We start from the raw sequence: 26,897 nt of genomic DNA, 5'->3' as shown, positions 1-26,897 counted from the left end.
GCTCACCCCAGAGGTGAGCGGCACGTCGTGCGACCGGAGCGCGTGCCGACCACGGGACGGACGGGAGGCGCGGTGCCAGCCGGCACCGCGCCTCCCGTCCGTCCCGTGGTCGCGACTACTGCTGCGGCGGCTGCGGGGGCCGCCACGGACCCTCGCCGCCGGCGGTGCCGCCGTCCTTGCCGTCCTTGCGCTCGCGTCGGCGGAGGTACTGCTCGAACTCCTGCGCGATCGCGTCCCCCGATGCCTCGGGGGAGTCGACCGTGTCGCGGGCCTGCTCGAGCTGGCCGATGTAGCTCGCCATGTCCTCGTCGTCGGCGGCGAGGGCGTCGATGCCCTCCTCCCACTCGGTGGCCTCGTCGAGCAGGCTGCCCCGCGGGACCGTGACGTCGGCGAGCTCCTCGATCTTGTCGAGGAGGGACAGGGTGGCCTTCGGCGACGGCGAGTTGTGCACGTAGTGGGGGACCGAGGCCCACAGGGAGAGCGTGGTGAGCCCCGCGGTGTCCATCGCGTCGGAGAGCACGCCGAGGATGCCGGTCGGTCCCTCGTACGTCGACCGGTCGACGTCGAACGCCGCACGGACACCGGCGTTCTCGCTCGACACGAACACCGAGATCGGTCGGGTGTGCGGGACGTCCGCCAGCATCGCGCCGACGAACACCACCGCGTCGATCGAGTACACGTCGGCGAGGTCGATGACCTCCGCGCAGAACCCCCGCCAGGTCCGGGACGGCTCCGGCCCGACCAGGACGAACACGTCGCGCTCGGTCTCGGAGCCGGCCGCGCCGATGACCGGACGCCCCTCGGCGCCGGGCCCGTGCAGGACGATGCGGGGCCAGCGGATGGCTCGGGAACCGTCCTCCGCGGTGCCGACCTCCGGCCGGTTGAACTGGTAGTCGACGTACCGCTCGCCGTCGATCTCACGCAGCTCGTCGAGTTCCAGCGCGTCGACGATCCGGCGGGCGAGGCCGCTCGCAGCCTCGCCGGCGTCGTTCCAGCCCTCGAAGGCGACGACGAGCAGTCGGCCGTCGCTGAAGGGGGAGTGCTGTGGCACGGAGGGGCCTCCTGGTGGTGGAGCGGGGCGCGCACGGTGATCGCGCGCGGCCGGACACGGTCGATCACCCAGGATATGCCGGAGCCGCCCGCAGGCACCCTCCGTCCGCCCCGAGCGGAACCGCGGCGCCGGTCGGTGCCCCGGTAGACTCGTCGCCCGTGACCGCCCAGCACCCCGAACGCGTCCTCCCCGCAGCCGTGCTGTGGGACATGGACGGCACGATCATCGACACCGAACCGATCTGGCAGCAGTCCCAGGTCGAGCTGACCGACCGGTACGGCGCCGAGTGGACCCACGAGGACGGCCTCTCCCTGGTCGGGAGCGGGCTCGAGCGGTCGGGTGAGATCCTCCGCGACCGGGGCGTCGACATGGACGTCGAGGAGATCGTCCTGTGGATGACCGACTACGTGACGCAGCGCCTGCAGGGCGGTGAGCTCCCCTGGCGTCCCGGCGCCCGCGAACTCGTCGAGGAGCTGCACGACCGCGGCATCCCGACCGCGCTGGTGACGATGTCCCGCCGCACGATGGCGCTCGTCACCGCCGACGCCCTCGGGGCCCGTGGCTTCCGCGTGGTCGTCGCCGGCGACGACGTCGACCGTCCGAAGCCCCACCCGGACGCCTACCTCGCCGCGGCGGCGCAGCTCGGGGTCGACCCCACCGCGTGCGTCGCGATCGAGGACTCGGCCACCGGGGTCGCCTCGGCCGTGGCCTCCGGCGCCGTCACCGTCGCGGTCGAGCACATCGTGCCGCTGTCCGAGATCGCCGGTGGCGACGTGCACCTGACGACGCTGGCGGACGTGGACGTCGACCGCCTCGTCGAACTGACCAGCCCGGCCCTCGCGGCCCGTACCGAGACGGCGAGCCGATGACCGAGCAGACCCAGCAGCCCTCGCAGGACGACGTCGTCGCCCTGCCGCAGACCGCCGGTGGCGCCCCGCACACCCCGCCGCGCGGTCCGTTCCGCGCCGGTGACCGCGTGCAGCTCACCGGCCCGAAGGGCAAGCTCACGACGCTCTCGCTCGAGACCGCCGGCGAGTACCACACCCACCGCGGCGTGCTCCGGCACGACGACGTGATCGGGCAGCCCGACGGCTCCGTGGTCCGGGCGAGCACCGGCGACGAGTACCTCGCGCTCCGGCCGCTCCTCAACGACTACGTGATGTCGATGCCCCGCGGCGCGGCCATCGTCTACCCGAAGGACGCCGCCCAGATCGTCGCCTTCGCGGACGTCTTCCCGGGCGCCCGGGTCGTCGAGGCCGGCGTCGGCTCGGGAGCACTCTCGCTCTTCCTGCTCCGGGCGATCGGCCCGACCGGCCGGCTGCAGTCGTTCGAGCGCCGCGAGGAGTTCGCCGCCATCGCGCGCGGCAACGTCGGCACGTTCCTCGGCGCCGTGCCGGACAACTGGTCGGTGACCGTCGGCGACCTCGTCGAGGAGCTCCCCGGCGCCACCGGACCGCAGAGCATCGACCGCGTGGTCCTCGACATGCTCGCGCCGTGGGAGTGCGTCGACGCCGCGGCGGACGCGCTCGTCCCCGGCGGGCTCGTCGTCTGCTACGTGGCGACCGTCACGCAGCTGTCCCGCACGGCCGAGGCGCTGCGGGACACCGGGCGCTTCACGGACCCGCAGTCGAGCGAGACCCTCGTGCGCACCTGGCACGTGGAGGGTCTCGCCGTCCGTCCGGACCACCGGATGGTCGGCCACACCGGGTTCCTCGTGACCGCCCGACGCCTCGCCGACGGCGTCGTGCTGCCGAACCTGAAGCGTCGTGCAGGCAAGGCCGAGTTCTCGGACGAGGACGTCGAGGCCTGGACCCCCGGCGCCGTCGGCGAGCGGTCCGCCAGCGACAAGAAGCTCCGGAAGGTCGCCCGTCAGGCAGCGGCCCAGGCGCGCAGGGTCGCCGCTGCCGAGGCCTCGACGGACGCGCAGGGGATCGCGCACGGCGGCGCCGAAGGCACCCCGGATGCCTCGCACGATGCCGCCGACGGCGACCGCTAGGCTACGCATGCCCGTCCAGCACCGAACGGAAAGAGGGTCCGTGCGCACCATCCCCGCACTCCTGGTCACCATCGGCCTCGCCGCGTCCCTGACGGGGTGCGCCGCCAGCGGGGCCGGTACGGCCGCGTCCTCCTGCCCGGCTCCCGGTGCCGCGTCGGCAGCGGTGACGGCGTCCGGTGCGTTCGGCAAGGAGCCGAAGGTGTCGGTGCCGTCCGGGCTGACCACGACGGACACGCAGGTGTCGGTCCTGCGCTCCGGCAACGGCCGCCAGATCGAGGAGGGGACGCCGGTCCTCGTCGAGTACACCCTCGTCGACGGCAGCACCGGTCAGGTCGCGCAGACCAGCGGGTACTCCGGGCAGACCGCCCCGATCACCGCGGGCGCTGCGAACTACGGCCCCCTGGGCACCGCGCTCGAGTGCGCCCACGTGGGCGACCGGCTCGCCGTCGCCCTGCCGAAGAGCGAGCTGAGCGGGAGCGCGTCCGCCGGATCCGGCACGTCGCGCAAGGCCGAGGACGCCGTGATCGCGGTCATGGACGTCAAGCAGGCCTTCGACGCCCGGGCGACCGGCACGCCGCAGCTCGCCGGCGACGGCATGCCCGCCGTCGTCCTCGCGCCGTCGGGTGCGCCCGGCATCACGATCCCGTCGTGGAGCGCCCCGAAGGACGACGCGCTGCACCTGCTCCGCAAGGGGTCCGGGGCGGAGCTCACCGCGAAGGACACCGCGGTCATCAAGTACACGGCCGTCTCGTGGGCCGGCAACAACGGCGACTCGTCCGTCGTCGGCTCGAGCTGGACCGACGGATCGGGCGCACAGGCGATCCCGCTCGCGAAGGGCCAGGTCATCGACGGCGTGCGGAACGCCGTCCTCGGCCACCGTGTCGGCGACCAGGTCCTGGCGATCGTGCACCAGCAGGACGGCACCACCGCGTACGTCATCGACGTGCTCGGGAAGATGCCCGCCTGACCCTCGACGGTCCGTCCACCGACCGCGCGCGGGTGCACTCCGGTGCACCCGCGCTGCCGTAGGATCGGGCTCGTGCCAGCCACCCGAGCCCCCCGCGTCCCCGCCGAGGAGCGGCTCTTCAGCCTGGTGCTCGCGCTGCTCTCGACCGAGGCCGGGCTGACCAAGGCGGAGATCCTGGCCAACGTGCAGGGCTACCGGCAGCGGTACACGTCCGGTGGGGACAACGCGTCGCTCGAGCGGCAGTTCGAGCGCGACAAGGACGACGTCCGCGACCTCGGCATCCCGCTCGAGACGATCGAGACGCCCGGCGCCGCCGGCAACAACCAGACGCTCCGGTACCGCATCCCGAAGGGCGAGTACGACCTGCCGCTCGACGTCCGCTTCACCCCGGACGAGTCCGCACTGCTGTCGCTCGCCGCGATGGCCTGGCGCGAGGGCGCACTGTCCACCGACTCACGACGGGCGCTGCTGAAGGTCCGGTCCGCCGGTGCCGACGACGGTGGGACGACCACGGCGCAGGGTGTCGCCGGCATGGCCGCCTACTCGCCCCGGCTCCGCGCCCGTGACACCGCGTTCGAACCCCTGCGTTCAGCGCTCGACCGTGGCGCTGCCGTGCGCTTCGACTACATCACGCCGGGCGAGCACGCGCCCCGCCGGCGTGACCTCGCACCGCTCGCGCTCGTGCAGCACGGCGGTCGCTGGATGCTCGCAGCGCACGAGTTCTCCACCGGCGGCACGAAGAACTACCTGCTGTCGCGGATCGTCGGACCGGTCAGCGTGCACCAGGTCGGGCAGCACCCCGCTCCCGCCGGCGCCGCCGAACGTGCCCTGACCGAGCTGGACCGGGTGTGGGCCGAACGGACGGCGCGGATCGCGGTCGTGCCCGGTTCCGATGCCGAGCGCCGGCTCCAGCGTCGACGCGGCACCGAGGTCGACGACGACGGCGTGCTCGTCGTGCACCACGTCGACCCGCAGATCCTCGCCGAGGAACTGGCGGCCTTCGGTCCCGAGGTCCGGGTGCTCGAGCCCGCCGCGGTCCGCGAGCTCGTGGTCGCCCGCCTGCGCGCCCTCGTCGCCGACCACGCGGAGGCCGGCCGAGCCGACGCAGACCAGACCACCGACGCCGACCAGACCGCCGACGCCGGAGGTACCCGTGCCTGACCAGCAACCGCTCCAGGCACAGGACAAGCTCGCGTTCCTGCTCGCCCTCGTGCCGTACCTCATCGACCACGAGCGCGTGTCCGTGGCCGAGGCCGCACGGCACTTCGGCGTCCCCGAGCAGCGCATCCGCCGTGCGGTCGAGCTCATCGCGGTGTCCGGGGTGCCCGGCGAGACGATGCAGTACCAGCACGGTGACCTGTTCGACATCGCCTGGGACGACTTCGAGCAGAACGACATGATCGTGCTGACGAACCTCGTGGCGATCGACGACTCGCCCCGGCTGTCGGCGCGTGAGGCCTCGGCCCTGATCGCCGGCCTGCAGTACCTGTCCGCGCTGCCCGAGGCCGCCGACCGGGACGCGATCCGGTCCCTCATGGCGAAGCTCTCCCGCGGTGCCGGGGGAGCGGCGTCGAACGTCGCGGTCGGTCAGGACCTGCACGACGCGGCGCTCGCCACCATCCGCCGTGCCGTCGCCGACGGTCGTGGTCTGGCGTTCGAGTACGCCGGGCCGCGCACCCGCGGCGGGACCCGCCGTGTCGACCCGCTCCGCGTCGAGTCGATCGACACCGACTGGTACCTGCGTGCCTGGGACCTCGACCGGCAGGCGCTCCGGACCTTCCGGCTCGACCGGATGACGAGCGTGCGCGTGGACGACCGCCCGGCCGAGAAGACCATCGGCGACGTCGTGATCCCGGACACGCTCTTCCAGCAGTCCGGCGGCGACGTCATCGTCACGGTGGAGCTCGACTGCTCGGCGCTGCCCCTCGTCGCGGACTTCCTGGCGGACACCGCCGACGCCGAGGACGCAGACGGCCGCGTCCGCATCCGGCTCGCGGCATCGAACGGCTTCGACGGGGTCGTCCGGCTGGTGGCCGGCCTGCCGGGCCGCGCGGTCGTCCTCGACCCGCCGGCGGCCCGTGCCGCCGTCCGCGCGTTCGCCGAGGCGGCCCTGGCCGCCGAGTAGCGCGCGCACCGCGCCGTCGCCGGCCACCGCGTGCACCCCGCCAGCGCCGGCCACAGCGTGCACCGCGCCCGCCGCGCACCCTGACGGACGGGAGGCACGGGGCGGGCCCGCCGTGCGCCTCCCGTCCGGTCGTCCGCCTGTGGGTCCGCCGCCGACGGCCCGACTGTCGGCCCCGGTCCCGTAGGATCGGGCCATGGCTTCGACGACCGCGAGCGGGCGAGCGAGGCGACCAGGCCGTCCGGAGAAGGACACCGAGGGTCGCATGTCGCTCGGGCAGCACCTGATCGAGCTGCGGAACCGTCTCTTCAAGGCCGTCGTCGCGGTCGCGCTCTGCGCGGTCGGCGGGTGGTTCCTCACCCCGTTCGTGCTCGATGCCCTGCGGCAGCCGGTCACCCAGTTGGCCGAGGTCGGCGGCCACACGGCCGAGCTGAACTTCCCGCAGATCACCGGCGCGTTCGACCTGCGGCTGCAGATCGCGATCACGATCGGTGTCGTGATCTCGAGCCCCGTCTGGCTCTACCAGGTCTGGGCGTTCATCGTCCCGGCGTTGGTGCGGCGCGAGAAGCAGTACGTGTTCGGGTTCCTGGGCACCGCGATCCCGCTGTTCTTCGCGGGCTGCTGGTTCGGCTGGTACGTCCTGCCGCACATCGTCGGGATCCTGGGCAGCTTCGTGTCGGCGCAGGACACGTCGATCGTCGACGCCAAGGCGTACTACGACTTCGTCATCAAGCTCATCGTCGCCGTGGGCATCGCGTTCGTGCTGCCGGTGTTCCTCGTGCTGCTGAACTTCGTCGGGGTGCTGTCGGCCAGCTCGATCATCAGGTCGTGGCGCGTCGCGATCGTGTGCATCCTGGTGTTCTGCGCGATCGTGACCCCGTCGGCCGACGTCATCTCGATGTTCCTGCTGGCGATCCCGATGACGGTGCTCTACGCAGCAGCGTGTCTCGTGACCTGGCTCCACGACCGCAGGCTGGCGAAGCAGCAGGCGAAGCTCGACGAGGAGTACGCACGCTGATGACCGCCGGACCCACTGCCGCCGAGCGCTACCAGGCGGCGAAGGTCCGGAACCGCTCGCGCAACCTCGAGCTGTTCCGTTCCGACCTGCGCTTCGACCTCGACCCGTTCCAGGTCGCCGGCTGCGACGCACTCGACCAGGGCCGGAGCGTCCTCGTCGCCGCACCGACCGGTGCCGGCAAGACGATCGTCGCCGAGTTCGCGATCTGGCTCGCCATGCGGCAGCCGACCGCGAAGGTCTTCTACACGACGCCGATGAAGGCGCTGAGCAACCAGAAGTACAACGAGCTCGTGGCCGACTACGGCGAGTCCGAGGTCGGGCTCCTCACCGGCGACACGAACGTCAACCCGCGGGCCCGTGTCGTCGTGATGACGACCGAGGTGCTCCGCAACATGATCTACGCGGACTCCGACCTGCTCGACGACCTGGCGTGGGTCGTCCTCGACGAGGTCCACTACCTGGCGGACCGGTTCCGGGGAGCGGTGTGGGAAGAGGTGATCCTGCACCTGCCGACCGAGGTCCGGCTCGTCTCCCTCAGCGCGACGGTGTCCAACGCCGAGGAGTTCGGCGACTGGCTGCAGACCGTCCGCGGCGACACCGACGTCATCGTGTCCGAGGACCGGCCGGTCCCGCTCGAGCAGCACGTGCTCGTCGGCTCGAAGATGGTCGACCTGTTCGACTCGAGCGGTGCGGCGGCCACGAACCGGGTGAACCCGGAGCTGCTCCGACTCGTCGGCGGCGCCTCGCGCAGCGAGCGGCACGGCGGCGGCCACCGTGGTCGTCGCGGACGCGGCGGCTACCCCGAGCGCCGGGGCCCTCGTACCGAGAAGATGTACCGCGAGCAGATCGCGAAGGTGCTCGACGAGCGGATGCTCCTGCCGGCGATCTTCTTCGTGTTCAGCCGCAACGGCTGCGACCAGGGCGTCCGTCAGGTCCTCCGGTCCGGCATCTCGCTGACGACCGCCGACGAGCGCAACGAGATCCGCGAGACGGCCGAGTACCACTGCCGGACCCTGCTCGACGAGGACCTCGCGGTGCTCGGCTACTGGGAGTGGCTCGAGGGCCTCGAGCGCGGTGTGGCCGCACACCACGCCGGCCTGCTGCCCGCGTTCAAGGAGGTCGTCGAGGACCTCTTCCAGCGCAAGCTCCTCAAGGTCGTGTTCGCGACCGAGACCCTGGCGCTCGGCGTGAACATGCCGGCCCGGACGGTCGTGCTCGAGAAGCTCGAGAAGTTCAACGGCGAGGCCCGGGTGCCGATCACGCCGGGGGAGTACACGCAGCTCACCGGTCGCGCCGGACGCCGTGGCATCGACGTCGAGGGCCACTCGGTCATCCAGTGGTCGGACGGCCTCGACCCGCAGGCCGTCGCGTCGCTGGCGAGCCGTCGCACGTACCCGCTCAACTCGTCGTTCAAGCCCACGTACAACATGGCCGTGAACCTCATCGAGCAGTTCGGTCGGCAGCGGACGCGCGAGGTCCTCGAGACCTCGTTCGCGCAGTTCCAGGCGGACCGTTCCGTCGTCGACCTCGCACGCAAGGTCCGGTCGCAGCAGGAGTCCCTCGACGGCTACCAGCGCGCGATGCAGTGCCACCTCGGGGACTTCACCGAGTACGCCGCGCTCCGCCGTCGCCTGTCGGACCTCGAGCGCACGAACGTCCCCGGCGGTCGCGAGGCCTCGCACGGCGCCCGGCAGGAGCGCCAGGCGGCGATCACCGAGGTCCGTCGGCAGATGCAGCGCCACCCCTGCCACGCGTGCCCGGACCGCGAGGCGCACGCCCGCTGGGCCGAGCGCTGGTACAAGCTCAAGCGCGCCAACGACAAGCTCGTCCAGCAGATCCGCTCCCGCACGGGTGCCGTCGCGACGACGTTCGACCGGGTCACCGACGTGCTCCTGCAGCTCGGCTACCTGGTCGCCACCGGGGACGACGAAGCGACCGTCGCCGCTGGCGGACGTCGCCTGCAGCGGATCTACGGTGAGCGCGACCTTCTCGTGGCCGAGTGCCTCGAGGCCGGCGTCTGGAAGGAACTGACCCCGGCGCAGCTCGCCGCCATGGCCGCCACCATCGTGTACCAGCCCCGGCGCGAGGACGCCCCGGGGACCGAGCACGCCCTGCCCCGCGGAGCCTTCCGGCCGGCGCTCGACGAGACGCTGACCATCTGGGCGCGGCTCGACGACATCGAGCGCGATGCGCGGCTCGCCGGTTCGCAGCCGCCGACCCCGGCGATGTCGGTCGGCATGTTCCGCTGGGCGTCCGGCTCCGCGCTCGACGACGTGCTCCGGACCCTGGACATGCCCGCTGGCGACTTCGTGCGCTGGTCGAAGCAGGTCATCGACCTGCTGGACCAGGTCCGGAACGCCGGCGACGAGGAGCTCGCCCAGACCGCGCGACGGGCGACGGACGCGGTGCGCCGCGGCATCGTCGCCTACGCGACGGTCTGACGGGAGGCCCGGTGCACGTCCCCGACGCGGCCACGCGCCCGCAGACCGGCGCTTCCACCACGGGACGCCGCGTCGTCCGCGCCGCCTCGCGGGCGTCGACGGTGTCCCCGACCGGGACCGGGATCCTGCCGGACGGGCGGCGCGACGAGTTCGCCGCGCTGCCGCTGCGCCTCGCGTTCCCGCTCGCGGTCGTCGGCGGCCTGCTCTTCGCCCTGTCGTTCCCGTCCCCGGGCTGGTGGTTCCTCGCCTACCCGGCGATGGCCTGCATGCTGCTCGCCGCGATGGGGCAGCGCGCCCGACGTGCAGCCTGGCTCGGGTACGTGGCCGGCGCGGCCTTCTGGCTGCCCGCGATCTCCTGGGCCGGGCGGTACCTCGGTCCGGTCCCGTGGCTGGCGCTCGCGCTGTTCGAGGCCGCGTACTTCGCCCTCGGCAGCGTGGCGATCGCCCTCGCGTACCGCTGGATCGCGCGCGTCCTGCCGTCGACCGCCTGGCGGGTGTGGGGCCTCCCGGCCGTCGTCGCCGGACTCTGGACCGGACGCGAGTGGTTCTCCGGCAGCTGGCCGTACGAGGGCTTCGCGTGGGGCCGGGTCGGGCTGTCCCAGTCACAGGGACCCTTCACGCACCTCGCGGCGTACGTGGGCGTGCTCGGCGTGACGTTCGTCGTCGTCTACTGCGTCGCGGTCGTGCTGTCGCTCGCGCTCGTCGTGCCTCGCACACCCGGCTCGGGCGTCGCCGCGTCCACGCGCGTGGCCACCGCCGGGCTCCTGGTCGCCGTGGTCCTGGCCGTGCCCGCCTGGCCCACCCGCATCGACGGCAGCATCCGCGTCGAGGCGGTGCAGGGAAACGGTCCGGCCGGGTACTTCGACCGCGCCCAGCCGGGCGAGGTCCTGGCCGCGCAGGTCGCCGCGACCGACGTCGAGGCGCGTGGCGTCGACCTGGTCGTCTGGCCCGAGGCTGCCGCCGAGGCCGACCCGCGGCGCTTCCCGGCCGTCGCAGGCGCCCTCGACTCCGTGGTCGACACGGTCGGGGCGCCGCTGGTCGCCGGGGCGATCACGCAGACACCGTCCGGCGTCCTGCACAACACGTCGTTCGTGTGGACCGCCGACGGCTGGCAGTCGTCCTACGACAAGAAACGTCCGGTCCCCTTCGGCGAGTACGTGCCCGACCGCTGGTTCTTCTCGAAGCTCGCGCCGTCGCTCATCGGGCTGCTGCAGCGCGACTACACGCCGGGCACCAGGCCGAACGTGCTCGATGTCGCCGGCATCAAGGCGGGGATCGCGGTCTGCTTCGACATCGTCGACGACGGACTCACGTCCGACATGGCTCGCGGGGGAGCGCAGGTCATCCTCGCGCAGACGAACAACGCCGACTTCTCCGGGACCGACGAGAACCTGCAGCAGCTCGAGATCGCCCGGCTCCGGGCGGTCGAGACCGGTCGCTCGCTCGTCAACATCTCGACGGTCGGTGCGTCCCAGGTCATCGACCCCTCGGGGCGGACCATCGACCGCGTCCCCGAGTACACGGCGACCTCGATGGTCACGGACGTGCCGCTCGGCACCGGGACGACCCCCGCCACGATCGTCTCCGGGTCGGTCACCCTCCTGGTGTCGCTCGGGGCCCTCCTCGCCCTGCTCGCGTGCGCACCGTGGGGCCGTCGATCGACACGGTCGCTCCGCCGCGATTCCTGAACACCGCCACCTCCCACTGGGAACGCTCTGTGAATGCGCCCAGTCGGGATGCATCCCGCGTGGGACAGTGTTGAGGAGGGCAGACGAGCGAGAGGAGCACACACATGGCTGATCGGAGTCTCCGCGGGATGCGGCTCGGGAGCCAGAGTCTCCAGAGCGAGGAGGGCGTCGAGCTCTCCGACCGGAAGCGCGCGGTCTACCAGACCGAGTCGGGGGAGACGTTCGACGTCGTCTTCTCCGCCGAGGCGGACGTACCGCAGACGTGGTCGGAACCCCGGACGGGGCGCGAAGGACGGCTGCTCGGCGACGACGGGATCCCCGTCGAGGTCGCTGCCGAGGACGTCAAGGCGCCGAGGACGCACTGGGACATGCTGCTCGAGCGTCGCTCGCGCGAGGAACTCGAGGAGCTCCTGGAGGAGCGTCTCGCGTTCCTGCGTGCACGTCGCGGCGCCTGAGCACCACCCCCGACACGACGACGCCCGCCCCGGGAGATCCGGGGCGGGCGTCGTCGTGTGCGGGGAGACCTACGGCCGGTGGTCGTCCCCGAGCGCGGTCTGCGAGGCCTCGTCGGCCGCGGCGAGGCGCGCGTCGACACTGCGGTTCGACTCCTCGAGCCGCTCGTCGAGCGCGGCGTCCGGGACGATGTCGGCCGCGGTGGCGTCCGGTCGGGGGTTCGCCGCCGCCGCGCCGTCCGCGGTCGCGGTGTTCGCCAGGCTCTCGTTCGCGAGCTTCGAGATGCGCGACAGGAAGTCCGTGCCCCCACCGGCTCCCGCGACCGGACCGCTGCCGGTCCGCCCGCCGGTGAAGCCCTTGGCGATCCCGGACAGCGCCTCGGTGAACTCGCTCGGGATCATCCACAGCTTGTTCGCCGTGCCCTCGGCGATCTTCGGCAGGGTCTGCAGGTACTGGTAGGACAACAGCTTGTCGTCCGGGTCGCCCGTGTGGATCGCCTCGAAGACGGTCGCGATGGCCTGCGCCTCACCCTCGGCGCGGAGCACCTGGGCCTTCGCGTCACCCTCGGCGGCGAGGATCGCGGCCTGCCGTTGGCCCTCGGCCTCGAGGATCGCCGACTGCTTGGTGCCCTCGGCCTGCAGGATCGCGGCTCGACGGCTCCGTTCGGCGCGGAGCTGCTGCTCCATGGCGTCCTGGATCGACACGGGCGGCTCGATCGCCTTGAGCTCGACACGACCGACCCGGATGCCCCACTTGCCGGTCGCCTCGTCGAGGACGACCCGGAGCTGGCCGTTGATGTTGTCGCGGCTGGTCAGTGCCTCTTCGAGGTTGAGGCCACCCACGACGTTGCGGAGCGTCGTGGTGGTGAGCTGCTCGACCGCACCCAGGTAGTTCGCGATCTCGTAGGTGGCGGCGCGTGCGTCGGTCACCTGGAAGTAGACGACGGTGTCGATCGAGACCACCAGGTTGTCCTCGGTGATCACCGGCTGCGGTGGGAAGGACACGACCTGCTCGCGCATGTCGATGAGCGGGCGGAGCCGGTCGATGAACGGCACCAGGATGTTGAGTCCGGGGCTGAGCGTCTTGTGGTACTTGCCGAGTCGTTCGACGATCCCGGCCGTCGCCTGGGGCACGATCCGGATCGCGCGGGACAGGACGACGATCACGAAGATCACGACGACGAGGACGAGGACGATCAGGGCGATCGTCCCGGCTGAGATGGTCACGAGGTGGCCCTTTCTCCGAGGCGGACGACCGCGGTCGACCCCTCGATGGACTCGACGACCACGGGGGTGCCGAGCGGTGGTGTGCGGTCGGGGGAGCCTGCGGCGAGCCGGGCGCTCCAGGTCTCGCCGTTCGCGAGACGGACCTGCCCGGGGGACGACGACGTGAAGGCCACCGCGACGGTGCCGCGCAGGCCGATCAGCCCCTCGATGTTGGTGCGGTGCGGGTCGGCGTTCCGGCCGAGCGCCACGAGCAGCCGGGGGCGGACGAGCGAGAGCAGCACGAGTGCGACGACGGCCGCGATGATCGCGGAGAGCCACCACGGCGCGCCGACCAGCGCTGCGATCAGACCCCCGGCCGCGCCCGCGGCGAGCATCAGGAAGATGAAGTCGAGCGTGAAGATCTCGACCACGCCCAGCAGCAGTGTCAGTCCGATCCAGACGACGGTCTGGATCCAGTCGATGTTCACGCGATCTCCCTCCCTTGCATCGCGCGCTCCGGCGTGCAGCGTCGCGACGGCCGGTCCAACTCCGTTCAACATATCAAGTCACGCTCGGGTCCGCGCGGGTGCGACTGACGCTCGCCCGGCGCGGGCCGCGTGGTTGGTAGGCTCGTCGGCGGCCGACCGGCCACAGCAGCGACCTGGAGAACACGCCCGTGACGAACCCCCTCGCCCCCGGATCCCTCGCCGACAAGCGCGCCCTCGTCACGGGGTCGTCGCGCGGTATCGGCGCCGACACCGTCGGCTACCTGGCCGAGGTCGGCGCGAAGGTCGTCGTGAACTACCGCAACAAGGCCCGGCGCGCCGAGCAGATCGTCGAGAAGGTCGTCGCTGCCGGCGGTTCCGCGATCGCCGTGGCTGCCGACCTGACCGATCACGACTCCGTCCAGGCGATGGTCGACCGCGTCGTGGCCGAGTGGGGCGGGATCGACCTGCTCGTGCTCAACGCCTCCGGCGGCATGGAGGCCGACCTGGGGGAGGACTACGCACTCCGCCTGAACCGCGACGCACAGGTCGACATGCTGCAGACCGCCGTGCCGCACATGCCGGCCGGCTCGCGTGTCGTCTTCGTGACCAGCCACCAGGCCCACTTCGTCGAGACCGCCGAGACGATGGATGAGTACGTCCCCGTCGCCAAGAGCAAGCGTGCCGGCGAACTCGCGCTGCGCGAGCTCATCCCGCAGCTCGAGGCCGCCGGCATCGAGTTCGTGACCGTCTCCGGCGACATGATCGAGGGCACCATCACGGCGACGCTGCTCAACCGCTTGAACCCCGGTGCGATCGAGGGTCGGCGCCAGGAGGTCGGGAAGCTCTACAGCGTGTCCGAGTTCGCGGCCGAGATCGCCCTGGCCGCCGTCGAGCCGATCCCGGCCGACCACACGAAGCTCGTCGGTGACACGAGCGGCTTCACGGCCTGACACGGAGCGGGGGACGGCGCGACGGGTAGCCTCGGGCGGATGACAGCGAAGCCCGGCCTCCGTCTGACCTCCCGCATCCTCCTGCTCGACCCGGACGGCCGCGTGTTCCTCATGGACACGCGGTCGCCGTCGTCCGACCACGCGCACCGGTGGATCACCCCCGGTGGCGGCGTGGACCCGGGGGAGTCGTACCGCGACGCCGCCGTCCGCGAGCTCCGTGAGGAGACCGGCGTCGTCGTCGACGATCCGGGCGACCCCGTGTGGAGCTGGGACTTCACGGTCGAGTGGGACCTGGCCGACCACGACCGCGGCCACAGCGAGTTCTACGTCGTCCGGACGCCCGGCTTCGAGCTGTCCGATGCCGAGTGGACCGACGACGAGCGCGTCGACATCCTCGCTTCGCGGTGGTGGACCGCCGAGGAGCTCGACGCCACCGACGAGCCCTTCGAGCCGGTGGAGCTCCCGGACCTGGTCCGGCGGCACCGTGCCGTCTGATCCGGCAGCACCGGGTGCGTACAGCTGATGTGAACGCACTTCGCAGGAAGCGCCTACCGTGTGCGCTGACGGCCGCACGCAACCCGTGCCAGCGGCCCTGACACGAGGAGCTCCCATGTCCACGAACGGTTTCCCGCCGGCACCGAACACGCCCGGCGCGGCACCCGCGACGAACGGCGGCAACGGCCTCGCCATCGGGTCGCTGGTGCTCGGCATCGTCGCCGTCGTCTTCGGCTTCCTGTTCTCGATCATCGGTCTGATCGCCGGCATCGTGGGCCTGATCCTCGGCTTCGTCGCGCGTCGCCGGGGCCTGAACCGCGGCATGGTCCTCGCCGGCATCGTCCTGAGCGTCATCGGTATCGTCATCGCGATCATCTTCATGATCTTCGGCGCCGTGCTGGCGACGCAGATGCTGCAGAACCAGTAGCACCACCGGACGGGAGGCGCGTGGCGGCACCGCCACGCGCCTCCCGTCCGTCTGTCCGGTCACCGTCGACGACCGCACCGCCCGGACCGACACAGGCCGCGCCGAGTAGCGTCCCCGCCATGACGTACAGCCAGCCGGACCCCGCAGAAGAGACCACCCAGGCCGAGCAGCCGGAGCAGCCGGACACCGACCGTTCCGAGGTCGAGGAGGACGGCAGCGAGCAGGCCGCCCTCGAGATCGACGCCGACGACGTGCCCACCGGCGACGAGACGCCCGAGCACTGACGACCCGGCCGTCGCCGCCGACCGCGCAGGTCCGTCGGACCCGCAACGCCACCGCGGGCCCGGCCACGATGCGCCGCCGGTCACGACGCCCAGGTCGCACGACATGCCGTTCACGTTGATCGTGAGCGGCATGTCGTGCACCCACGGCGGACGAACGGCGGCGCGTCGTGCGACGAGAACGGTGCGTGGACGCGAGTTCACCGGCTATCTAGCTGTTCAGCGCTGAGCGCCGATAATGCATATTATGTCAACTCAGGTGACTCGTGACGGTCGGACTCCCGTCTGTGCGGCTCCCCTGACCGCCCCGCCCTGCGTCACGGCGCAGGCCTCAGCGTGACCAGCGGGCAGCCGTCGACCTGCGCGGCGACGAACACGAGCACCAGTTCCTCGTCGGACGCGTTCGTCGCCTCGTGGTCGACGAAGGGTGCCTCGACGAGCACCTGACCGGGCTCGTGGTACTGCACGACGTCGGCCGTCCGGTGTCGCAGTCGCCCCCGGGCGACGATCCCCGTCTGCCAGGCGTCGTGCCGGTGCCACCCCGTCGACGCCCCCGGTGGGATCCGCGCAACGAACGAGCGGACGACTCCGTCCGCCCGGCCGACGCCCGGTGGCACCGTCAGTCGACAGTCGTCGATCACTGCGAGCTCCGCGAGCTCGACGCCCGCTCCGCTTCCCCACGTCATGTCCGCAGTACGTCAGATGACACACCGGCTGTCCGCAGGTTGCGGATGACAGGGATGACGGCGTCTCAGAACACCGCGACGGTCATCCCCGACCCGGTCGCCGGCCGGTCCATCGCCTCGAGCGCATCGGGCAGGTCGCCGAACCCGATCGTCCGTCCGATCGACGCGGCGGGACGGAGCCGACCGGCGACCACGTCGGCGAGCATCGCGGCGTACTCCCCCACCGCGATCCCGTGACTCCCGAGCAGCTCGAGCTCGTCGGCGATGACCCTGCCCATCGGGATGACCGGCACGGCCTCGTCGTCGAGCAACAGACCGACCTGCACGTGCCGACCGCGCGGACGGAGCGAGCCCACCGCGGCGAGCGAGGTCGCCCGACTGCCGTAGGCGTCCACCGACACGTGCGCGCCCCCTCCGGTCACACCGTGCACCGTCGCCGCCACGTCCTCGCCCATCGGCAGCGTGGTCGCGCCGAGTGCCGCCGCCCGCTCGAGCGCTGCCGGCGAGACGTCGACGGCGATCACACGTGCGCCCGCTGCCACGGCGACCAGCACGGTGGACAGTCCGACACCGCCGCAGCCGAAGACGGCGACCCACTCCCCTGCGGCGACCCGCCCCCGTGCGTGCAGCGCGTGGTACGCGGTACCGAACCGGCAGCCGAGCCCCGCCGCCTCGGCGAAGCCGACCTCGTCGGGCAGCGCCACGAGGTTCACGTCGGCGTGCGGCACCACCACCGCCTCGGCGTACGAGCCCGGCAGCGTGAACCCGGGCTGCTGCTGCCGGGTGCAGACCTGCGTGGCCCCGTCGCGGCACTGCTCGCACGTACCGCAGGCGAAGACGAACGGCGCGGTCACCCGGTCGCCGACGGCGAAGCCGGTGACGTCGTCGCCGACGGCCGACACGGTCCCCGAGAACTCGTGGCCCGGCACGTGCGGCAACGACACCGAGTCGTCGTGGCCCTTCCACGCGTGCCAGTCGCTCCGGCACACCCCGGTCGCATGGACGGTGACGACGACGCCGCCGACGGGTGCCTCCGGCGTCGGGAGCTCGACGATGACTGGCATGGAACCGAAGCGGTCGTACCGGACTGCGCGCATGCCGTCATCCTGGCAGACCGACCGACGGCAGGCGCGTGGCGGACCCGCCACGTGCCTCCCGTCCGACGTCCGGTCAGTACTCGATGCGGCCGGTCCGGTCGTGGAACTCCCCCGTCGGTCCGTCCGGGCCGATCTGCGCGAGCGCCACCGTCGCGTCCGTGCCCTCCGTGACGGTCTGGTGCCCGCCGAAGCCGTTGAACGCAGTCGCGGTGTAGCCGGGGTCGGTCGCGTTGACGCGGAACCCGGGCAGGTTCTTCGCGTACTGCACGGTCGCGGCGATGAGCGCCGCCTTCGACGCCGCGTACGGCACCGCGGGGACCGGGTGCTCGTCGCGACCGGGCGTGGTGAGCCAGCGCGCGAAGCCGACGCCGGACGCGACGTTGACGATCACCGGGTTCGACGAGCGACGCAGCAGCGGCAGGGCCGCCTGCGTCACCCGGACGACCCCGACGACGTTCGTGTCGAGCACGTCGGCCATCGCGTCCGCGTCGAGGTCGTCGACGCCGAACGAGGTCCCGAGCACCCCGGCGTTGTTCACGAGCACGTCGAGTTGCGGCAGCGACGCGAGCGCGGCGTCGACGCTCGCCTGGTCGGTGACGTCGAGCGCCACGACGTGCGCGCCGATGGCGCGCGCCTCGTCCCCGGAGGCGGTGTCGCGCATGCCGGCGTACACGGTGTGCCCGGCCTCGACGAGTCGGCGTGCGGTCTCGAGGCCGAGCGAACGGTTGGCCCCGGTGATGAGTGTGGTGGTCATGCCGTCCACGATGCCCGCGTCGCCGTCGGGTTCCCAGGCACCGGTCGACGGTGGGACCGGCAGTACCAGGACCGCCTGCCCGAACCGGGTGATGATGGTCGCATGAGCGAGTTCGCGGAGGTGTTGCGCGCCTGGCGTGACCGGGTGCGTCCGGCCGAGGTCGGACTGCCGGCGGGGCCGGGCCGGCGCACCGCCGGGCTCCGACGCGAGGAGCTGGCGACCCTCGCCGGGGTCAGCGTCGACTACGTGGTGCGCCTGGAACAGGGCAGAGCGACGAACCCCTCACCGCAGCTGCTCGGCGCACTCGCGATCGCGCTCCGGCTCACGGAGGCCGAACGCGACCACCTGTTCCGGGTCGCGGGCGCCGCGGTGCCCTCGCGGGGCGAGGTCCCCCGCCACGTCCCGCCCGGCGTGCACCGCATGCTCGACCGGCTCGGGGACGTCCCGCTGGCCGTGTTCACGGCGGCGCACGACATCGTGCTGTGGAACGACCTCTGGGCCACGGTCTCCGGCGACCCCGGGCGCTGGACGGGCCTCGAGGCGAACCTCGTGTGGCGGCACTTCACGCAGGGGCACGACGGCGTCGAGTGGGACGACACCCACCAGGAGGACTTCTCGAGCGACCTGGTCGCCGACCTCCGCTCCGCCCTGGGCCGGTACCCGGCGGATCGGCGTCTCGCGGAGCTGGTGGCACGGCTGCGCCGTGCGTCCCCGGAGTTCGAGCGGCGCTGGCACGGTGGGCGCATCGCCGAGCACCGGACCAGTCGCAAGGTCGTGCACACCCCGGTCGGCCCGGTGGAGATCGACTGCGACGTGCTCAGCGTGCCGGGCAGCGACCTGCGGATCGTGGTCTACACGGCGGTGCCCGGCAGCGAGGACGCCGCGAAGCTGGACCTGCTCCGGGTCACGGGGCTGCAGGAGTTCGTGACACCCGGACGCTGAGCACCTCCGCCGCGCCCGCCCCCTCGGCGCGCGCGGCGGCGCTCGTCACTCGCCGAAGCCGGAGCGGACGAGCGCGACGAGGGCGTCGACGGCGTCCCGTGCGTCGGGTCCGTCCGCCTCGATCGTCACGGTCGCGCCCTTCGGCAGGGCGAGCGCCATGATCGCGAGGAGGCTCTTCGCGTCGACGCCGTTGACGCGGACGCGCGACTCGTGCTTCGCGGCGGCCTTCACGAACTCGGCCGCGGGCCGGGCGTGCAGGCCGCTCTCGTTGACCAGTTCGACGGTCTCGGTGACCGCCCCGTCGGTCGGATCCGCGTCGTCGACGGGTGCCGTGCCTCCCGGCCGGTCCCCCGTCGGGTCGGAGGCGCTCTCGTCGTCGTCCGCGGACCGCACGGCCGACGACGCCGCGGCCAGGACGGCGTCGACGTCGCCCCCGGTCTGCGCGGCGACCGCCGCGGCCACCGTGCCCTCGACCAGCGGGGCCCGCGAGACGTGCACCCGGTCGCGGTCGGCCTCGTCGAGGAAGTCCAGTGCGGTGTCGGTCGTCAGGTAGGCGGAGCCGAGGTCGCAGAGCACGACGACGGCGTCCGCCGACGAGAGCTCCTGGATGCCGCCGGTGATCGCCTCGAATGACGTCCCGATGCCGCCGTCGTCCGTGCCGCCGGCGGCCACCATCGGGACGTCCGCGGCCATCTGGCGGGCGAGCTCGACGGTGCCGGTCGCGATCGCCGCGCTGTGCGAGACGACCAGGATCCCGACGGTCACGCGGCGTCCACCGCTGCGCGCAGGATGTACGCCGTCGACTGCGCCCCGGGGTCGCGGTGTCCGATCGCCCGCTCCCCGAGGTAGCTGGCGCGGCCCTTGCGGGCGACGAGCGGGTCGGTCGACTCGGCGCCGGTCACGGCGGCGTCGGCGGCGGCCTCGAGCACGCGCTCGGGACCCTCGCCCGCTGCTGCCGCGGTGGCCGCGGCATCGACGGCGGCCGACCAGGCGTCGACCATGGTCTTGTCGCCGACCTCGGCCTTGCCGCGCGAGACGACGCCGTCGCGGGCGGCGGTGAGGACGGCGACCAGGGCGTCCGCGTCGAGCTCGGACGCGTCGCCGGCGGCCTGCGCGGCCTTCAGGTACGCGGTCCCGAAGAGCGGACCGGCGGCGCCGCCGACCGTCGAGATGAGCTTCGTCGCCACCGTCTTGAAGACCGCGCCGGGGGTGTCGAAGGACCCGGCGTCGACAGCCTCGACCACGGCGCGGAAGCCGCGGTCGAGGTTCTCGCCGTGGTCCCCGTCGCCGATCTCACGGTCGAGCGTGACGAGCTCGGCGCGGTGGTCGTCGATCGTCGCGGCGGTGCGGCGCACCCAGTCGATGGCCCATGCGGTGTCGAGCGCCAATTCGTGTTCCTTCCTGGATGGTGGACGGTGGTCAGCGACCCCAGCGCAGTGCCGTGGTCTCCACCGGGGCGTCCCAGAGGGCCGTGATCTCCTCGTCGAGCACCGTGACGGTGATCGAGAAGCCGGGCATCTCGAGGGACGTGACGTAGTCGCCGACCACGCTACGCGCGACGTGGTGGCCGCGGTCCGTGAGCACCTCGGCGGCGCGCCGGTAGACGATGTAGAGCTCGGACAGCGGGGTCCCGCCCATCCCGTTCACGAGGAGCAGCAGCTGCGAGCCCGCAGGCGCGTCGAGGTCGGCGAGCACCGGTTCGAGCACGCGGTCGACGAGCTGGTCGGCCGGAGCCATCGGGATGCGCTCGCGGCCGGGCTCGCCGTGGATGCCGATCCCGAGCTCGACCTCGTCGTCCGCGAGCGTGAAGGACGGCTCCCCCGCGTGCGGGACGGTGCCGGAGCCCAGGGCCAGGCCCATCGACCGGGTGACCTCGTTGACACGGCGGGCGACCGCCGCGACGGCGTCGAGGTCGCCGCCGCGCTCGGCTGCGGCGCCGGCGCACTTCTCGACCACGACGGTGCCGGCCACGCCGCGGCGTCCTGCCGTGTAGAGCGAGTCCTGCACGGCGACGTCGTCGTCGACGACGACGGACTCGACGCGGATGTCCTCCAGCTCCGCCAGCTCCGCAGCGGTCTCGAAGTTGAGGACGTCCCCGGTGTAGTTCTTCACGATGTGGAGCACGCCCGCTCCCCCGTCCACCGCCTTCGTCGCGGCGACGATGGGGTCCGGGGTCGGACTGGTGAAGACCGGCCCCGGCACGGCTGCGTCGAGCATGCCGTGGCCGATGAACCCGGCGTGGAGCGGCTCGTGCCCGCTGCCGCCGCCGCTCACGATGCCGACCTTGCCGCGGACGGGGGCGTCGGCGCGGTGCAGGTGGATCGGGTCCTCGACCAGGACGACGTGCCCCTCGTGCGCCCGGGCGAACCCACGGACGGTCTCGGTCACGACGTCGTGCGGATCGTTGATGAGCTTCTTCATGACGGACCTCCACGAGGACGGGGGTCGACCGCGGGCGGATCCACACCGCCGTCGTCGACCGGAGTGCGTTCACCCTACAGCGACCGCCCGTTCGCCTCCGGTGCACGTTCGTGCAGGACCATGCTCGCGGGGCCCCGGTGCGGGATGCCGGACCGCACACCGCTCGTGCACGTTCGTGCAGTTTCGCGGACTCGACTCGCTGCGTGATCGCGTCGCGACGATCCGCCTCACTATGCTCGGCCCCAATCACTCGACGGGGAGTGCCGGACGCAGCAGCCACCGGACCCCCACCACTCGCACTGGAGGTCACCGATGGACGGCATCGGCGTCAATTTCATGTCAGAGCTCGTCGGCACGGCGTTGCTCATCATCCTCGGTGGCGGTGTCGTCGCCGCCGTGTCCCTCACGAAGTCCAAGGGCTTCGGCGCCGGCTTCCTCATGGTCACGATCGGCTGGGGCTTCGCGGTCTTCGCCGGCGTCACCGTGTCTTACAGCTCCGGCGGCCAGCTCAACCCCGCCGTGAGCCTCGGCCTCGCCCTGCTGGGCAAGATCACCGTCGGCGAGATGTTCCTCTACTGGATCGCCCAGCTCATCGGCGCGATCATCGGTGCCGTCATCGTGTGGCTCGCCTACAAGCAGCACTTCGACGAGGAGCCCGACGCCGCCGCCAAGCTCGGCGTGTTCTCCACCGGCCCGGCCATCCGCAGCTACGGCTGGAACGTCGTCACCGAGATCATCGGCACCTTCGTCCTCGTGTTCGTCGTCCTCGCCTTCACCAACGGCAAGACCCCGGCCGAGCTCGGCGCGGTCCCCGTCGCCTTCCTCGTGATCGCGATCGGCGTCTCGCTCGGTGGCCCCACCGGCTACGCCATCAACCCGGCCCGTGACCTCGGCCCGCGCATCGCGCACGCCCTCCTGCCCATCAAGGGCAAGGGTTCCAGCGACTGGTCCTACGCCTGGGTCCCGGTCGTCGGCCCGCTCGTCGGTGGCGCCCTCGCCGCCGGTGCCTCGACCTTCCTGCTCCCCGTCGTCTCCTGACGACCACCCGTCCACCACACCGAACGCAACCCAAGGAGAACCCATGGCCGACTACATCGTCGCCATCGACCAGGGCACGACCTCGACGCGCGCCATCGTCTTCGACCACTCCGGCTCGATCAAGTCGGTCGGCCAGAAGGAGCACGAGCAGATCTTCCCGCGTGCCGGTTGGGTCGAGCACGACCCGGCGGAGATCTGGGACAACGTCCGCGAGGTCATCGGCCAGGCCCTGTCCCGCGCCGACATCACCCGCCACGACGTCGCGGCGGTCGGCATCACCAACCAGCGCGAGACCGCCGTGGTCTGGGACAAGAACACCGGCAAGGCCGTCTACAACGCCATCGTCTGGCAGGACACCCGCACGCAGTCGATCGTCGACGAGCTCGCCGACGGTGACACCGACCGCTACAAGGCGATCGTCGGCCTGCCCCTCGCCACGTACTTCGCCGGCACCAAGATCGCCTGGATCCTCGACAACGTCGAGGGTGCGCGCGAGAAGGCCGAGGCGGGCGACCTGCTCTTCGGCACCACCGACACCTGGGTCCTCTGGAACCTGACGGGTGGCACCGACGGCGGCGTCCACAAGACCGACGTCACGAACGCGTCCCGCACGCTGTTCATGGACCTCGAGACGCTCCAGTGGCGCGACGACATCCTGGCCGACTTCGGGGTGCCGAAGTCGATGCTCCCGGAGATCGTCAGCTCCTCCGAGGTCTACGGCCACGTCGAGTCCTCCAGCCTGCTCCGCGAGGTCCCGATCGCCGGCATCCTCGGCGACCAGCAGGCCGCGACCTTCGGTCAGGCCGCGTTCGACCAGGGCGAGTCGAAGAACACCTACGGCACCGGCAACTTCCTCATCTTCAACACGGGCACGGAGATCGTCCGGTCGGAGAACGGGCTGCTCACCACGGTCGGCTACAAGCTCGGCGACCAGGAGACGCACTACGCCCTCGAGGGTTCGATCGCCGTCACGGGCTCGCTCATCCAGTGGCTCCGCGACAACCTCGGCATCATCGGCAGCGCCCCGGAGGTCGAGGCCCTCGCCAAGACCGTCGAGGACAACGGTGGCGTGTACTTCGTCCCGGCGTTCTCGGGCCTGTTCGCGCCGTACTGGCGACCGGATGCCCGCGGTGCCCTGGTCGGCCTGACCCGCTACGTCAACAAGGGGCACATCGCGCGTGCCGCCCTCGAAGCGACGGCGCTGCAGACCCGCGAGGTCCTCGACGCCGTCAACGCGGACTCCGGCGTGGACCTGACCGAACTCAAGGTCGACGGTGGCATGACGGCCAACGACGCGCTCATGCAGTTCCAGGCGGACATCCTCAACGTGCCGGTCGTCCGTCCGGTCGTCGCGGAAACCACCGCCCTCGGAGCCGCGTACGCCGCCGGTCTGGCCGTCGGGTTCTGGGCGAACCTCGACGAGCTCCGCGCCAACTGGCAGGAGGACCGGCGCTGGGAGCCGCAGCTCGACGACGCCGAGCGCGACCGCCAGCTCCGCCTGTGGAAGAAGGCCGTCACGAAGACCTTCGACTGGGTCGACGAGGACGTGCGCTGACGCACTGACGAGGTGACCGCCTGGAGGCGCGGTGCCGGCCCCACGGGCCGGTGCCGCGCCTCCAGACCTTTGCGGTGGTGCGTCCGGAGCGGGGCCCTCGTGTCCGTCTGCTCGCCACGGGACGCCGCCCGCACGACGAGACGCCCCCGGATCCGGGGGCGTCTCGTCGTCTCCGGTGCGGCTCGCGCCGACGCCGGCGTCCCGCGCGGGGCTGCTCAGGCCGCCGGCGCGGCGCCGACCCAGTCGGCGAGCTTCCGCGCGGCGGCGCCGGAGTCGACGGCCTCGGCTGCGACGGCGAGCTGCTCGCGGAAGCGCTGCAGGATCGGTCGGTCCGCCTGCTCGGGGTCCTCGGCGAGGCGGAAGGACACCAGGCCGGCGGCGGCGTTGAGCAGCACGATGTCGCGGACCGGACCGGTCTCACCCGCCAGCACGCGGTGCACGACGGCGGCGTTGTGCTCCGGGTCGCCGCCGAGCAGGTCCTCGGTGCGCGCGCGGGCGATCCCGAGGTCGCGCGGGTCGAGGTCGTGCTCGGTGACGCGGCCGCCCGTGACCTCCCAGATGTGGGAGTGGCCCGTCGTGGTCAGCTCGTCGAGGCCGTCGTCACCGCGGAACACGAGCGCCGTCGCGCCGCGGGTCTGGAAGACGCCCGTGATGATCGGGACGAGCTCGAGCTGTGCGACGCCCACGGCGTTCGCCTCGCACCGTGCCGGGTTCACCAGCGGGCCGAGGAAGTTGAAGACCGTCGGCACCCCGATCTCGCGCCGCACCGGTGCCGCGTGCGCGAAGCCGGGGTGGAACGCGCTCGCGAACGCGAACGTCAGACCGACACGCCGGAAGGTGTCCGCGACACGCGCGGCGTCCATCGTGAGGTCGAGTCCGAGCGCGGCGAGCACGTCGCTCGAGCCGGACTTCGACGAACTCGCGCGGTTGCCGTGCTTGACGACCGGCACGCCCGCGGCCGCGATGACGATCGCGGCCATCGTCGAGACGTTGACGGTCCCGACGACGTCGCCGCCGGTGCCCACGATGTCGAGCGCCATCGGGTCGACGTCCAGCGGGACGGCGGCGTCGAGGATGGCGTCGCGGAAGCCCACCACCTCGTCGACGGTCTCCCCCTTGGCGCGGAGCGCGACCGCGAAGGCCGCGATCTGTGCGGCGGTCGCACGTCCCTGGACGATCTCCTCCATGGCCCACGTGGACTGCCTGATCGAGAGGTCCTCGTGCGCCATGAGCGCGCTGATCACTGCAGGCCAGGAGAGTGCGTGGGACATGGCTCGATCGTACTGAGTTCGAACGACCCGCCAGTGTCCTGCGAAAACACTGTCAGTGGTTTCGGCCATAATGGAGGACGTGACTAGCACCCCTCTCTCCAGATCCGCCAGCGGTCCGGTCCTGAACAGGCCGAACGCCGTTGCCGTGGGGACGATCGTGTGGCTGGGCAGCGAGGTCATGTTCTTCGCCGGCCTGTTCGCGATCTACTTCACCCTGCGCAGCACCTCGCCCGAGCTCTGGGCGACCGAGACCGCCAAGCTCGAGGTGCCGTTCGCCTCGGTGAACACGATCATCCTGGTGCTGTCCAGCTTCGCCTGCCAGTTCGCGGTGTTCGCCGCGGAGCGCTTCCAGGTGCACCGCACGAGCTGGAACCCGAAGGACTGGGGCATGACGGAGTGGTTCTTCGTCACGTACTGCATGGGCGCGATCTTCGTCTGCGGCCAGATCTTCGAGTACGCGAACCTCTGGCACGAGGGCGTGACGCTCTCGTCGAGCGCCTACGGCTCCGCGTTCTACATGACCACCGGCTTCCACGGCCTGCACGTGACGGGTGGTCTCATCGCCTTCCTCCTGACCCTCGGCCGCGGCTTCGCCGCCAAGAACTTCGGGCACAAGGAGGCGACCACCGCGATCGTCGTGTCGTACTACTGGCACTTCGTCGACGTGGTCTGGATCGGCCTCTTCGCTGTCATCTACCTTCTCAAGTAGGAACTGGACACCCCCCACCGCATGTTCACCAGAAGCAAGTCCAAGAAGGGCCGCCGTTCCCCGATGGCGACCGTCTCGCTCATCGTCGTCGGTCTCATGACCACCGGCGGTGCGTACGCGCTGTTCAGCTCGACGGCCAACGCCGACGACAGCACCACCTCCGCGGTGTCCAGCCAGTCCAAGGTCAACGAGGGCGAGAAGCTCTTCGCCTCGAACTGCGCCACCTGCCACGGTCTCGACGCGCAGGGCACCGGCGAGGGTCCGTCCCTCATCGGTGTCGGCGCCGCGTCGGTCGACTTCCAGGTCGGGACCGGTCGCATGCCGATGGCCGCGCAGGGCCCCCAGGCCGAGGAGAAGCCCGCCCAGTTCACGGACGAGCAGATCGACGCCATGGGCGCCTACGTCGCGTCGCTCGGCCCCGGCCCGTCGATCCCCTCCTCCGAGCTCACGAACGGTGGCGGCGACGCTGCCGAGGGTGCCGAGCTCTTCCGCATCAACTGCGCGATGTGCCACAACGTGGCCGGTGCCGGTGGTGCGCTGACCGAGGGCAAGTACGCCCCGAACCTGCAGTCGGTCTCCGGCAAGCACATCTACGAGGCCATGGTCACGGGCCCGCAGAACATGCCGGTCTTCAACGACCTCAACCTGACGCCGGAGCAGAAGGCCGACATCATCACGTACCTCAAGTACGTGCAGGACAACAAGTCGCCGGGCGGGTTCGCCCTCGGCTCCCTCGGCCCGGTGGCAGAGGGTCTGTTCATCTGGATCTTCGGACTCGGCGCGGTCGTCGCGATGACCGTCTGGCTGACCGCGAAGTCCAACTGATCGTCCGTGTCGAACGA

28 protein-coding genes are annotated in these 26,897 nt (G+C 71.8%); 18 read left to right on the top strand and 10 right to left on the bottom strand.

The window, feature by feature from the left end; translation table 11 throughout:
- Positions 1-115: 115 nt before the first annotated feature.
- Positions 116-1,051, bottom strand: coding sequence for a proteasome assembly chaperone family protein (locus J2X59_RS10625; protein WP_066654364.1), 936 nt, complete (start codon positions 1,049-1,051; stop codon positions 116-118).
- 158 nt (positions 1,052-1,209) lie between these two features.
- Here J2X59_RS10625 and J2X59_RS10620 point away from each other — a divergent pair, with 158 nt between their 5' ends.
- The 9 genes from J2X59_RS10620 (at position 1,210) to J2X59_RS10580 (ending at position 11,738) form a co-directional block, all read left to right on the top strand.
- Entirely contained in the window at positions 1,210-1,920 is a 711-nt protein-coding gene (locus tag J2X59_RS10620) for an HAD family hydrolase (protein ID WP_326496644.1), read from the top strand.
- Positions 1,917-3,047: a tRNA (adenine-N1)-methyltransferase gene (locus J2X59_RS10615; protein ID WP_326496643.1), complete on the top strand. Its 1,131-nt coding sequence runs from the start codon at positions 1,917-1,919 to the stop codon at positions 3,045-3,047. Before J2X59_RS10620 ends, J2X59_RS10615 begins: the two co-directional genes overlap by 4 nt.
- Before the next feature lie 40 nt (positions 3,048-3,087).
- Positions 3,088-4,014, top strand: a complete 927-nt coding sequence (locus J2X59_RS10610; protein WP_326496642.1) for an FKBP-type peptidyl-prolyl cis-trans isomerase — start codon at positions 3,088-3,090, stop codon at positions 4,012-4,014.
- Positions 4,015-4,086: 72 nt separating this feature from the next.
- Positions 4,087-5,175, top strand: a complete 1,089-nt coding sequence (locus J2X59_RS10605; RefSeq protein WP_326496641.1) for a helix-turn-helix transcriptional regulator — start codon at positions 4,087-4,089, stop codon at positions 5,173-5,175.
- Positions 5,168-6,139, top strand: a complete 972-nt coding sequence (locus tag J2X59_RS10600; protein WP_326496640.1) for a helix-turn-helix transcriptional regulator — start codon at positions 5,168-5,170, stop codon at positions 6,137-6,139. The genes J2X59_RS10605 and J2X59_RS10600 overlap by 8 nt, the downstream gene beginning before the upstream one ends.
- Before the next feature lie 262 nt (positions 6,140-6,401).
- The gene (gene tatC / locus J2X59_RS10595; RefSeq protein WP_066654351.1) at positions 6,402-7,154 is read left to right on the top strand and encodes a twin-arginine translocase subunit TatC; all 753 of its coding nucleotides are present in this window, start codon (positions 6,402-6,404) and stop codon (positions 7,152-7,154) included.
- Complete coding sequence (locus J2X59_RS10590; protein ID WP_066654346.1) at positions 7,154-9,595, top strand: DEAD/DEAH box helicase; 2,442 nt, start codon at positions 7,154-7,156, stop codon at positions 9,593-9,595. Before tatC ends, J2X59_RS10590 begins: the two co-directional genes overlap by 1 nt.
- An 11-nt stretch (positions 9,596-9,606) precedes the next feature.
- Positions 9,607-11,283: an apolipoprotein N-acyltransferase gene (gene lnt, locus J2X59_RS10585; protein ID WP_326496639.1), complete on the top strand. Its 1,677-nt coding sequence runs from the start codon at positions 9,607-9,609 to the stop codon at positions 11,281-11,283.
- 104 nt (positions 11,284-11,387) lie between these two features.
- Positions 11,388-11,738: an RNA polymerase-binding protein RbpA gene (locus J2X59_RS10580; protein WP_058727838.1), complete on the top strand. Its 351-nt coding sequence runs from the start codon at positions 11,388-11,390 to the stop codon at positions 11,736-11,738.
- A gap of 69 nt (positions 11,739-11,807) precedes the next feature.
- Here the strand turns inward: J2X59_RS10580 and J2X59_RS10575 are convergent, their stop codons facing one another.
- Complete coding sequence (locus J2X59_RS10575) at positions 11,808-12,962, bottom strand: SPFH domain-containing protein (protein WP_271827052.1); 1,155 nt, start codon at positions 12,960-12,962, stop codon at positions 11,808-11,810.
- Positions 12,959-13,429: an NfeD family protein gene (locus tag J2X59_RS10570; protein ID WP_066654342.1), complete on the bottom strand. Its 471-nt coding sequence runs from the start codon at positions 13,427-13,429 to the stop codon at positions 12,959-12,961. The genes J2X59_RS10575 and J2X59_RS10570 overlap by 4 nt, the downstream gene beginning before the upstream one ends.
- Positions 13,430-13,617: 188 nt before the next feature.
- On the opposite strand from J2X59_RS10570, the gene J2X59_RS10565 reads away from it, so the two are divergent.
- The 4 genes from J2X59_RS10565 to J2X59_RS10550 all read left to right on the top strand — a co-directional run bounded on the left by J2X59_RS10565 (position 13,618) and on the right by J2X59_RS10550 (position 15,585).
- Positions 13,618-14,379 carry an SDR family oxidoreductase gene (locus J2X59_RS10565; protein ID WP_326496638.1) on the top strand — a complete coding sequence of 254 codons (762 nt, stop codon included), beginning with the start codon at positions 13,618-13,620 and terminating at the stop codon, positions 14,377-14,379.
- 39 nt (positions 14,380-14,418) lie between these two features.
- The gene (locus J2X59_RS10560) at positions 14,419-14,874 is read left to right on the top strand and encodes an NUDIX hydrolase (protein WP_326496637.1); all 456 of its coding nucleotides are present in this window, start codon (positions 14,419-14,421) and stop codon (positions 14,872-14,874) included.
- A 115-nt stretch (positions 14,875-14,989) separates the two neighbouring features.
- Complete coding sequence (locus tag J2X59_RS10555; RefSeq protein ID WP_066654336.1) at positions 14,990-15,301, top strand: DUF4190 domain-containing protein; 312 nt, start codon at positions 14,990-14,992, stop codon at positions 15,299-15,301.
- 119 nt (positions 15,302-15,420) lie between these two features.
- Positions 15,421-15,585: a hypothetical protein gene (locus J2X59_RS10550; RefSeq protein WP_158407754.1), complete on the top strand. Its 165-nt coding sequence runs from the start codon at positions 15,421-15,423 to the stop codon at positions 15,583-15,585.
- 314 nt (positions 15,586-15,899) lie between these two features.
- Here the strand turns inward: J2X59_RS10550 and J2X59_RS10545 are convergent, their stop codons facing one another.
- From J2X59_RS10545 to J2X59_RS10535, 3 genes are all read right to left on the bottom strand, one after another.
- Positions 15,900-16,268, bottom strand: coding sequence for a cupin domain-containing protein (locus tag J2X59_RS10545; RefSeq protein ID WP_326496636.1), 369 nt, complete (start codon positions 16,266-16,268; stop codon positions 15,900-15,902).
- A 65-nt stretch (positions 16,269-16,333) separates the two neighbouring features.
- On the bottom strand, positions 16,334-17,365 hold the full coding sequence (locus J2X59_RS10540) for an alcohol dehydrogenase catalytic domain-containing protein (RefSeq protein WP_326496635.1): 1,032 nt from the start codon (positions 17,363-17,365) through the stop codon (positions 16,334-16,336).
- 73 nt (positions 17,366-17,438) lie between these two features.
- Positions 17,439-18,119: an SDR family NAD(P)-dependent oxidoreductase gene (locus J2X59_RS10535; RefSeq protein WP_326496634.1), complete on the bottom strand. Its 681-nt coding sequence runs from the start codon at positions 18,117-18,119 to the stop codon at positions 17,439-17,441.
- Positions 18,120-18,221: 102 nt separating this feature from the next.
- On the opposite strand from J2X59_RS10535, the gene J2X59_RS10530 reads away from it, so the two are divergent.
- On the top strand, positions 18,222-19,061 hold the full coding sequence (locus J2X59_RS10530) for a helix-turn-helix transcriptional regulator (RefSeq protein WP_326496633.1): 840 nt from the start codon (positions 18,222-18,224) through the stop codon (positions 19,059-19,061).
- 45 nt (positions 19,062-19,106) lie between these two features.
- On the opposite strand, the gene dhaM is transcribed toward J2X59_RS10530, so the two are convergent.
- The 3 genes from dhaM to dhaK are packed head-to-tail and all read right to left on the bottom strand — an operon-like array spanning position 19,107 to position 21,482.
- A complete protein-coding gene (dhaM, locus tag J2X59_RS10525) occupies positions 19,107-19,826 on the bottom strand; it encodes a dihydroxyacetone kinase phosphoryl donor subunit DhaM (protein ID WP_326496632.1) in 720 nt (239 codons plus the stop codon).
- Positions 19,823-20,449 (bottom strand): dihydroxyacetone kinase subunit DhaL, encoded by a 627-nt coding sequence (dhaL, locus tag J2X59_RS10520; protein WP_326496631.1) that lies wholly within the window; start codon positions 20,447-20,449, stop codon positions 19,823-19,825. Before dhaL ends, dhaM begins: the two co-directional genes overlap by 4 nt.
- Before the next feature lie 31 nt (positions 20,450-20,480).
- Positions 20,481-21,482 carry a dihydroxyacetone kinase subunit DhaK gene (dhaK, locus tag J2X59_RS10515; RefSeq protein ID WP_326496630.1) on the bottom strand — a complete coding sequence of 334 codons (1,002 nt, stop codon included), beginning with the start codon at positions 21,480-21,482 and terminating at the stop codon, positions 20,481-20,483.
- A gap of 312 nt (positions 21,483-21,794) precedes the next feature.
- On the opposite strand from dhaK, the gene J2X59_RS10510 reads away from it, so the two are divergent.
- Both J2X59_RS10510 and glpK read left to right on the top strand, forming a co-directional pair.
- On the top strand, positions 21,795-22,520 hold the full coding sequence (locus tag J2X59_RS10510; protein ID WP_326496629.1) for an MIP/aquaporin family protein: 726 nt from the start codon (positions 21,795-21,797) through the stop codon (positions 22,518-22,520).
- 43 nt (positions 22,521-22,563) lie between these two features.
- Positions 22,564-24,075, top strand: coding sequence for a glycerol kinase GlpK (gene glpK / locus J2X59_RS10505; RefSeq protein ID WP_209682576.1), 1,512 nt, complete (start codon positions 22,564-22,566; stop codon positions 24,073-24,075).
- A gap of 215 nt (positions 24,076-24,290) precedes the next feature.
- Here the strand turns inward: glpK and trpD are convergent, their stop codons facing one another.
- Positions 24,291-25,346 (bottom strand): anthranilate phosphoribosyltransferase, encoded by a 1,056-nt coding sequence (gene trpD, locus J2X59_RS10500; RefSeq protein ID WP_066654317.1) that lies wholly within the window; start codon positions 25,344-25,346, stop codon positions 24,291-24,293.
- Positions 25,347-25,416: 70 nt separating this feature from the next.
- Here trpD and ctaE point away from each other — a divergent pair, with 70 nt between their 5' ends.
- Together ctaE and qcrC are read left to right on the top strand one after the other, a co-directional pair.
- A complete protein-coding gene (ctaE, locus tag J2X59_RS10495; protein WP_058727853.1) occupies positions 25,417-26,055 on the top strand; it encodes an aa3-type cytochrome oxidase subunit III in 639 nt (212 codons plus the stop codon).
- Positions 26,056-26,076: 21 nt separating this feature from the next.
- The gene (gene qcrC / locus J2X59_RS10490; protein ID WP_066654316.1) at positions 26,077-26,880 is read left to right on the top strand and encodes a cytochrome bc1 complex diheme cytochrome c subunit; all 804 of its coding nucleotides are present in this window, start codon (positions 26,077-26,079) and stop codon (positions 26,878-26,880) included.
- Positions 26,881-26,897: the final 17 nt, after the last annotated feature.

The sequence above is a fragment of the Curtobacterium sp. 260 genome (genome assembly GCF_030803485.1).
Classification (GTDB): Bacteria; Actinomycetota; Actinomycetes; order Actinomycetales; family Microbacteriaceae; genus Curtobacterium.
Note: the sequence above shows the minus strand (reverse complement) of the source record. Positions and strands in the feature narration are given on the sequence as shown.